Genomic DNA, 6897 nt, shown 5'->3' on the forward strand with positions numbered 1-6897 from the left:
CTCGCGTCGGCGGCGCCGCGCGCGGCGAGCTGAGCATCGGGTTACACGGCGACGACCCCACGCAGCCCGGTGACGCGTTCCTGCCGAACGGCACCTACGACTGGACGGTCACCGTCACGCCCGCCGACGGTGTCGGCGCGCCGCTGGAGGTGCGCGGCACGGTGCGGCTGCGCGACGGCAGCCCGGTGCGGCGCGACCATGTGGGCCCGTCGGGGATCCCGGACGGTATCGGCGACCTGCTCACCCTCAACTCCTCCGGCGGCCTGACCTTCCAGCAGGGCACGGGCAAGGGCACGTTCTCCGGCAAGGTCTCCGGCAGCGGCTGGGCGACGAGCGTGAGGGCGGTGCCGGTCGGTGACCTGAGCGGCGACCGCTGCAATGACGTTCTCGTCAGGTTCAGCAGCGGGACGGTGCGGTTGTACAAGCCGGCCTGCAACGCCGCGCTGACGCCGTCGACGCCGTACACCACGATCTCGACGGGCACCGGCTGGAACCAGTACGACGTGCTCACCTCGCCCGGTGACGTGACGAAGGACGGGCGGCCGGACCTGATCGCCCGCACCGCTTCGACCGGCGCGGTCTATCTCTACAAGGGCACCAGCACCGGCAAGCTGTCGTCCCGCGTGAAGCTGTACGACAACTGGAAGACGTACAAGAAGGTCGTCGGCACCGGGGACCTGAACGGCGACGGCATCGGCGACCTGGTCGCCCAGGACAAGACCAACGCGCTGTACCGCTACTACGGCACCGGCAAGGGCACCTTCTCCTCGCGGGTGAAGCTGTCCACGTCCTGGGGTGTGTCCTACAACGCGGTCGTCGGGGCCGGCGACATCACGGGGGACGGGGCGGCCGACCTCGTCGCACGCGACACCGCCGGGGTGCTCTACCGCATCCCCGGCACCGGCAAGGGCTCGTTCGGGCCGCGGGTGAAGATCGCGACCGGCTGGCAGGGCTACAAGGGCGTGTTCTGATGCGCCTGTCGTAACAAGCTGTGACGCATGTCACGCCCCTGGCGAGGGAATCGCTGGGGGCATGACAGATGACGCCATACGCAGTGCGCCGCCCTCGGACGAGGAGCGGCTGGCCCAACTCGGCTACCAGCAGGTGCTCGCCCGCCGGATGTCGGGGTTCGCCAACTACGCCGTCTCCTTCACGATCATCTCGGTCCTCTCCGGCTGCCTGACCCTGTACCTGTTCGGCATGAACACGGGCGGCCCGGCAGTGATCACCTGGGGCTGGGTCGCCGTCGGTCTGATGACGCTGTTCGTCGGCCTGTCGATGGCCGAGATCTGCTCCGCCTATCCGACCTCCGCGGGCCTGTACTTCTGGGCCCACCGGCTGGCGCCCCCGCGCTCGGCCGCCGCGTGGGCGTGGTTCACGGGCTGGTTCAACGTGCTCGGCCAGGTGGCGGTGACGGCCGGCATCGACTTCGGGGCGGCATCCTTCCTGGGCGCGTATCTGAACCTGGAGTTCGGCTGGGAGGTCACACCCGGCCGGACGATCCTGCTCTTCGCCGGCATCCTCCTCCTGCACGGCCTGCTGAACACCTTCGGTGTGCGGATCGTCGCGCTGCTCAACAGCGTCAGCGTGTGGTGGCACGTGCTGGGCGTCGCGGTGATCGTCGGCGCGCTGACCTTCGTACCGGACGACCACCAGTCGGCGTCCTTCGTCTTCGGCGAGTTCGTCAACCACACGGGCTGGGGCAGCGGGGCGTACGTGGTGCTGCTGGGTCTGCTGATGGCCCAGTACACCTTCACCGGCTACGACGCCTCCGCCCACATGACCGAAGAGACCCACGACGCGTCGACGGCCGGCCCGAAGGGCATCGTCCGCTCCATCTGGACCTCCTGGATCGCCGGCTTCGTACTGCTGCTGGGCTTCACCTTCGCCATCCAGTCGTACGACGGCGCCCGCACCTCGCCGACCGGCGCGCCGCCCGCGCAGATCCTGCTCGACGCGCTCGGCACGAGTGCCGGCAAGCTGCTCCTGCTGGTGGTGATCGGCGCGCAGCTGTTCTGCGGGATGGCGTCGGTGACGGCCAACAGCCGCATGATCTACGCCTTCTCGCGCGACGGCGCGCTGCCGTTCTCGCGCGTGTGGCACACGGTGAGCCCGCGCACGCGGACGCCGGTCGCGGCGGTGTGGCTGGCGGCCCTGGGCTCGCTCGTCCTCGGCCTGCCGTACCTGATCAATGTCACGGCGTACGCGGCGGTGACGTCGATCGCCGTGATCGGCCTGTACATCGCGTACGTCGTCCCGACACTGCTGCGGCTGCGGAAGGGGCCGGCATTCGAGCGGGGGCCGTGGCATCTGGGCCGGTGGTCGACGGTGGTCGGAGTCGTGGCGGTCGCCTGGGTCGGCGTGATCACGGTCCTGTTCATGCTGCCGCAGGTCTCCCCCGTCACCTGGGAGACCTTCAACTACGCCCCCGTCGCCGTCCTCGTCGTCCTGGGCTTCGCCGCGACGTGGTGGCTGGCGTCGGCACGGCACTGGTTCCTGAACCCGGCCCACGAACGCACAATGGCCCGTGAGGCGTCGCGTGCAGGTGTGACGGATTCGGTGGATCCGTAACGTCCGGGCCCGCTTCTCCGGCCCCGAGGAGGCCGTGTCCCGGATACCCGATCGGCGACACGGCCTCGTCCGGCTATGCTCGGGGAGGCAACATCGCCTGGGCCGTTAGCTCAATTGGCAGAGCAGTGGACTTTTAATCCATTGGTTGTGGGTTCGAGTCCCACACGGCCTACGGGAGAGCCCCCACGTCAGAGCGTTCTGAGGTGGGGGCTCTGGCGTTTTTCGGGGCCTCGCTGATCGTTAGCTCAACCGAAGTGCAGACGATCAAGACATGGAGCGGCCCCGCCCATCCGCCACGGGGGGAGCAGACGAGCGGGCCGGCCCTTGTGGACGCTTCAGGTCGTGTATTCCAGCTCGGTCAGCGCAGCGTGGCGCACCGTGTCGGGCAGGGCGGCCGGGTCTGCCGTGCCGGTCGGGCGGGTGGTAGAAGTGGTCACTGTCGGCGCTCCTCAGCAGCGTTGGCCGCCCCGGGAGGCCTCCACCTCGCCGGGGTCTTCACGACCTGGCCAGGATCTTGTGACGCTTGGTGTCTGCTCGATCCCCCACCGGTAATACCGGGGGTCGTGCCATGGGGACCGCGCTGGAGCCGATCGAACTGCCCGACTGGGCATGGGAGCGCGCCGAGGTACGCCAGGCTTTGCGTGCGCGGGACATGGGCGCCGTGTTCCGGCACATGCAGCAGTACGCCGGCGCCAGCCAGTCCCGCATCGCCGCAGCCGCTGGGATGACGCAGGCCCGCGTCAACGAGATCATCAACGGCCGCCGCGAGGTCTCGAGGCTCGACGTGTACGAGCGGATCGCGGACGGCCTTCACATGCCCGACGACGCGCGGCACCTGCTCGGGCTTGCTGCCAGCCGGGAGAAGCGTTCCGGTGGCGCCGCCTTCGACCTTGCCGCGTTCCCAGAAGTCGTCCGCGTGTACGCGTCGCAGAACTCTGCGGCTGAGGAGATCCAGCAGCAGGCCCGCGAAGCTGCGGAGCTGGACGTCCTGGCCGTGCGCGGCCTCGGCCTGATCGGGCTGAACGACTCGCTCTTGCGCGCCTGTCTGCCGCGCGAACAAGGCGGCAACGGCCTCAGGATCCGGGTGGCGCTCCTCGACCCCGACAGCGACGCCCTGGCCCGGCGTGCAGCCGAGTTCGGGGAATCCGCCGAGTCCCTCGCCTCCGGCGTCCGGCTGGCCGAGGCGCGGTTGAGGGAACTCGCCGACTCGTGCGACATCCAGGTCTACCGGTACTGGATGCTGCCCACTTGGCGGCTCATCCGCACGGACTCCACCATGTTCGTCGGTGCCTTCGACGCCGGGTGGGAAGGACATGAGTCGGCAACGTACAAGGTGATGGCTACGCCGCACGGTCCCTTGTTCCGGGGGTTTTGCAGGATGTTCGAGGCGGTCATCGACGGAGCTGAGTGCACGGCCTGAGGAGAAAGGGAACGGCTCGTGATCGAGGCGGAGTTGAAGGCGCGCGTGCACGCACCGGAGGCTGTCATGCGGCAACTGGAAGAGCGCGCAGCGGCCCGCGTCGAGGTGTACCGAGACACGTACTACGACCGGCCGGACGGCTCGCTGGAGAACGGGGGCGAGGAACTGCGGGTGCGGACCGTGCGCGGTGCGGACGGCACGCGGACGGTCCTCACTTACAAGGGCCCCGCGGTCGACGAGGCTTCCGGGTCGAAGCCCGAGCACGAGACCCGGGTCGAGGACGCGGAGGCGGCGCACGCCATCCTGCGCGGGCTCGGCCACGTGCCGTTCATCGCGTTCGAGAAGCGGTGCCGGAACTACGACTTCGAGGCCCGGGGCCGGAGGATGCTCGCGACCCTCGTCCGCGTGCCGGAGATCAACGGCACGTTCTTGGAGGTTGAGACGCTCGTCGACGAGGACGAGGTGACAGCGGCCCTCGATGACATCCGCACGGTGCTCGCCGAACTGGGCATCGGGCCGGATGACCTGACGCGCGAGACGTACACGGGAGCGGTGGCGGCACAGCGCCGCTGACCTCGAGCTGAGTAGCGTTCGCTACACCCTCGCCGGGGCATGGCGAAACGCCCCCTGCACGACCGTCATGGCCGCACAGGAGGCGTCGTGTTCAGCGGGCGAAGAGGGCGATGGCTCCGAACACGTTTCGATCCGGCCGACCGCGGTGTTGTTGCCAGGGGTGAGCTCACTCCACTGCGTCAGGGCCCGAAGTCCAGGTGCCCAGCCCGATCTCGGCAGTGATGCCGGGCCCGAAGCCGGCCATCAGGCCGCGGTCGCCGTCGAAGGCCGATGCCTCGTCGAACATGCGTGCCGTGGCGTCGAGCACCACCGCGCTCGCGATGTTGCCGTATTCCGTGAGCGTGGCACGGCTGAAGCGGAACGCTTCGGGGGGCACGTCGAGGAAGCGGCTGAGGTCATCCAGAATGCGCGGGCCACCCGCGTGGATGATGTAGAAGTCCAGCTTGCCGGCGTTCCACTCGTACTCTTCCGCGAGCGCGCTCAGGGCCGGGGCGAGGGGCTCCATGGTGCCGGGCACACGCTTGTCGAGCTGGAAGTGGAAGCCGGTGGAGCGGACGGCGTAGGAGATCCAGCTCTCGGTGTCCGGGATGACGTACGAGCCGTTGCCTTCCAGACGGACCCCGGTGCCGCCGTTGCCCCGGACCACGGCGGCGGCGATACCGTCACCGAACAGGCCGTTGGACAGGAGCGACCCCACACCGACATCAGTGGGCTGGTAGCACAGCGAGCAGAATTCGCAGGCGACGATGAGCACATTGGCGTCGGGGTACGCCGTGCAGAAGTCGTGGGCCCGGTTGACGGCCGCACCGCCAGCGGCGCAACCGAGTTGGGCGATCGGCAGCTGCCGCGTCTGTGGCCGGAAGCCCATCGTTTTCATGAGCCAGGCCGTTGGCGGCGGCATCATGAAGCCGGTGCAGGAGACGTAGATGATCAAGTCGATCTGCTCCGGCTCGAGTTCGGCGTGATCGAGTGCCCGGTTCACCACGGCGGGGACGCGAGCCTTGGTTTCGGCCTCATAGATGACACTGCGTTCGTCGAAGCCAGGGTGCTGCAGCACCCTTTCTATCGGCTGTATGAGGTGGCGTTTCCGCACCCCGGTGTGGGCGATCAGGTTGAGGACGAGGTCGAGTTGCGGATGGTCGCTGTGCAGCCTGCGAGCCAGTTCGAGGGTTTCGTCGTTGGTGATGACGTACTCGGGGACCGCGATTGCCGGTTTGCAGAGAACAGCCATGAATCTCCTCCTCGCGGACTGGATCCATACGGTGCGGTTCTGCACGGGGTGAGGTTCTACGACCTGTCGTGGAAGGGTGATTCCACACGCGGGGACGGGGACGGCATTACCTCGCTACCAGGTGACGGGCAGCGCGAGGGGATAACGCCAGATCGACGTTGTGTTCCAGCGCACTTCTTCGGCCGCTTTCGCCAGCCGCATTTCGGGAAGGCGTTGAAGAAGCGATCCGAATGCCACCTCGAGTTCCGTGGCGGCGAGCGGGGCGCCGAGACAGTGGTGCCCGCCCCAGCCGAAGGTCATGTGCTGCGGACCGGACCGTTCCAGGTCCAGCTCGTCAGGCCGGTCGAACTTCCGGCCGTCCCGGTTGGCCGTCAGGTAGGACACGTGCACGATGTCCCCTGCGCGGATGGTCACTCCGCTCAGTTCCACGTCTTCGGTCGCGACGCGGGGAATGCCGACTCCCTTACGGAAGGGGATGAATCGCAACAGCTCGTTGATCGCTTGCGGGAGCATCTCCGGGCGGGCGCGCAGCACGGCCAGCTCCTCGGGTCGAGTGAGCAGCGTGTAGGCGATGTTCGCGATCTCGTACGTGGTCGTGTCCTGGCCGGTGATGAGCAGGACCATCGCCATGACGGTCAGTTCCCGGTCGTCGAGGATCTCGTCCCCGTCCCGGGCGGTCGCCAGGGCGCTGATCAGGTCGTCCCCGGGATTCCGGCGCCGTTGCGCGGTCAGCGTGGCGAAGTACGCACGGAGGTCGGCCTTGGCTCGTACGGCCTTGTCCCGGTTGTCGACGCCGATGTCCATCATGGTCCGCGCGTGCGCACGCAGCTGCGACCGATCGGCCTCGGGGATGTCGAGGACCTCGCAAATCGTGGTCAGGGGCAGGGGATTCGCGAGGTGCTCGACGAGGTCGGCAGGCGGGCCGTATTCCGTCATCCCGTCCAGCAGTCGGTCCACAACGTGCTGGGTACGAATCCGCATGTGCGCCATGTGGCGCGGTGCGAACCCCTTGGAAATCAGGCTGCGCAGACGGCTGCTGGCCGGTGGGTCCATCAAGTTGATCGCTTCGTCCTGAACGATGGGCTCCGGGGTCATCCGCGGG

6 protein-coding genes and 1 tRNA gene are annotated in these 6897 nt (G+C 68.2%); 5 read left to right on the forward strand and 2 right to left on the reverse strand.

The genetic code is table 11. From position 1 onward, the window contains the following. The 5 genes from ACTWQJ_RS43770 to cyaB all read left to right on the forward strand — a co-directional run. The coding region (locus ACTWQJ_RS43770; RefSeq protein ID WP_443311967.1) for an FG-GAP repeat domain-containing protein at positions 1-971 on the forward strand (971 nt) is incomplete at its 5' end. A gap of 61 nt (positions 972-1032) precedes the next feature. Beyond that, the gene (locus ACTWQJ_RS43775; RefSeq protein WP_443311968.1) at positions 1033-2571 is read left to right on the forward strand and encodes an amino acid permease; all 1539 of its coding nucleotides are present in this window, start codon (positions 1033-1035) and stop codon (positions 2569-2571) included. Positions 2572-2670: 99 nt separating this feature from the next. Next, positions 2671-2743, forward strand: a tRNA-Lys gene (locus tag ACTWQJ_RS43780). Between the two features lie 396 nt (positions 2744-3139). Continuing rightward, complete coding sequence (locus ACTWQJ_RS43785; protein WP_443311969.1) at positions 3140-3991, forward strand: helix-turn-helix domain-containing protein; 852 nt, start codon at positions 3140-3142, stop codon at positions 3989-3991. A gap of 18 nt (positions 3992-4009) precedes the next feature. Next, the gene (gene cyaB / locus ACTWQJ_RS43790; protein WP_443311970.1) at positions 4010-4564 is read left to right on the forward strand and encodes a class IV adenylate cyclase; all 555 of its coding nucleotides are present in this window, start codon (positions 4010-4012) and stop codon (positions 4562-4564) included. Positions 4565-4730: 166 nt separating this feature from the next. On the opposite strand, the gene ACTWQJ_RS43795 is transcribed toward cyaB, so the two are convergent. Together ACTWQJ_RS43795 and ACTWQJ_RS43800 are read right to left on the reverse strand one after the other, a co-directional pair. Further along, on the reverse strand, positions 4731-5795 hold the full coding sequence (locus ACTWQJ_RS43795; RefSeq protein WP_443311971.1) for a type III polyketide synthase: 1065 nt from the start codon (positions 5793-5795) through the stop codon (positions 4731-4733). A 114-nt stretch (positions 5796-5909) separates the two neighbouring features. Then, positions 5910-6897 (reverse strand): cytochrome P450 (locus tag ACTWQJ_RS43800; protein WP_443311972.1); only part of this gene is annotated, 988 nt, incomplete at its 5' end.

Origin of the sequence: Streptomyces sp. KR55 (assembly GCF_052245645.1) — a bacterium.
Classification (GTDB): Bacteria; Actinomycetota; Actinomycetes; order Streptomycetales; family Streptomycetaceae; genus Streptomyces; species Streptomyces flavusporus.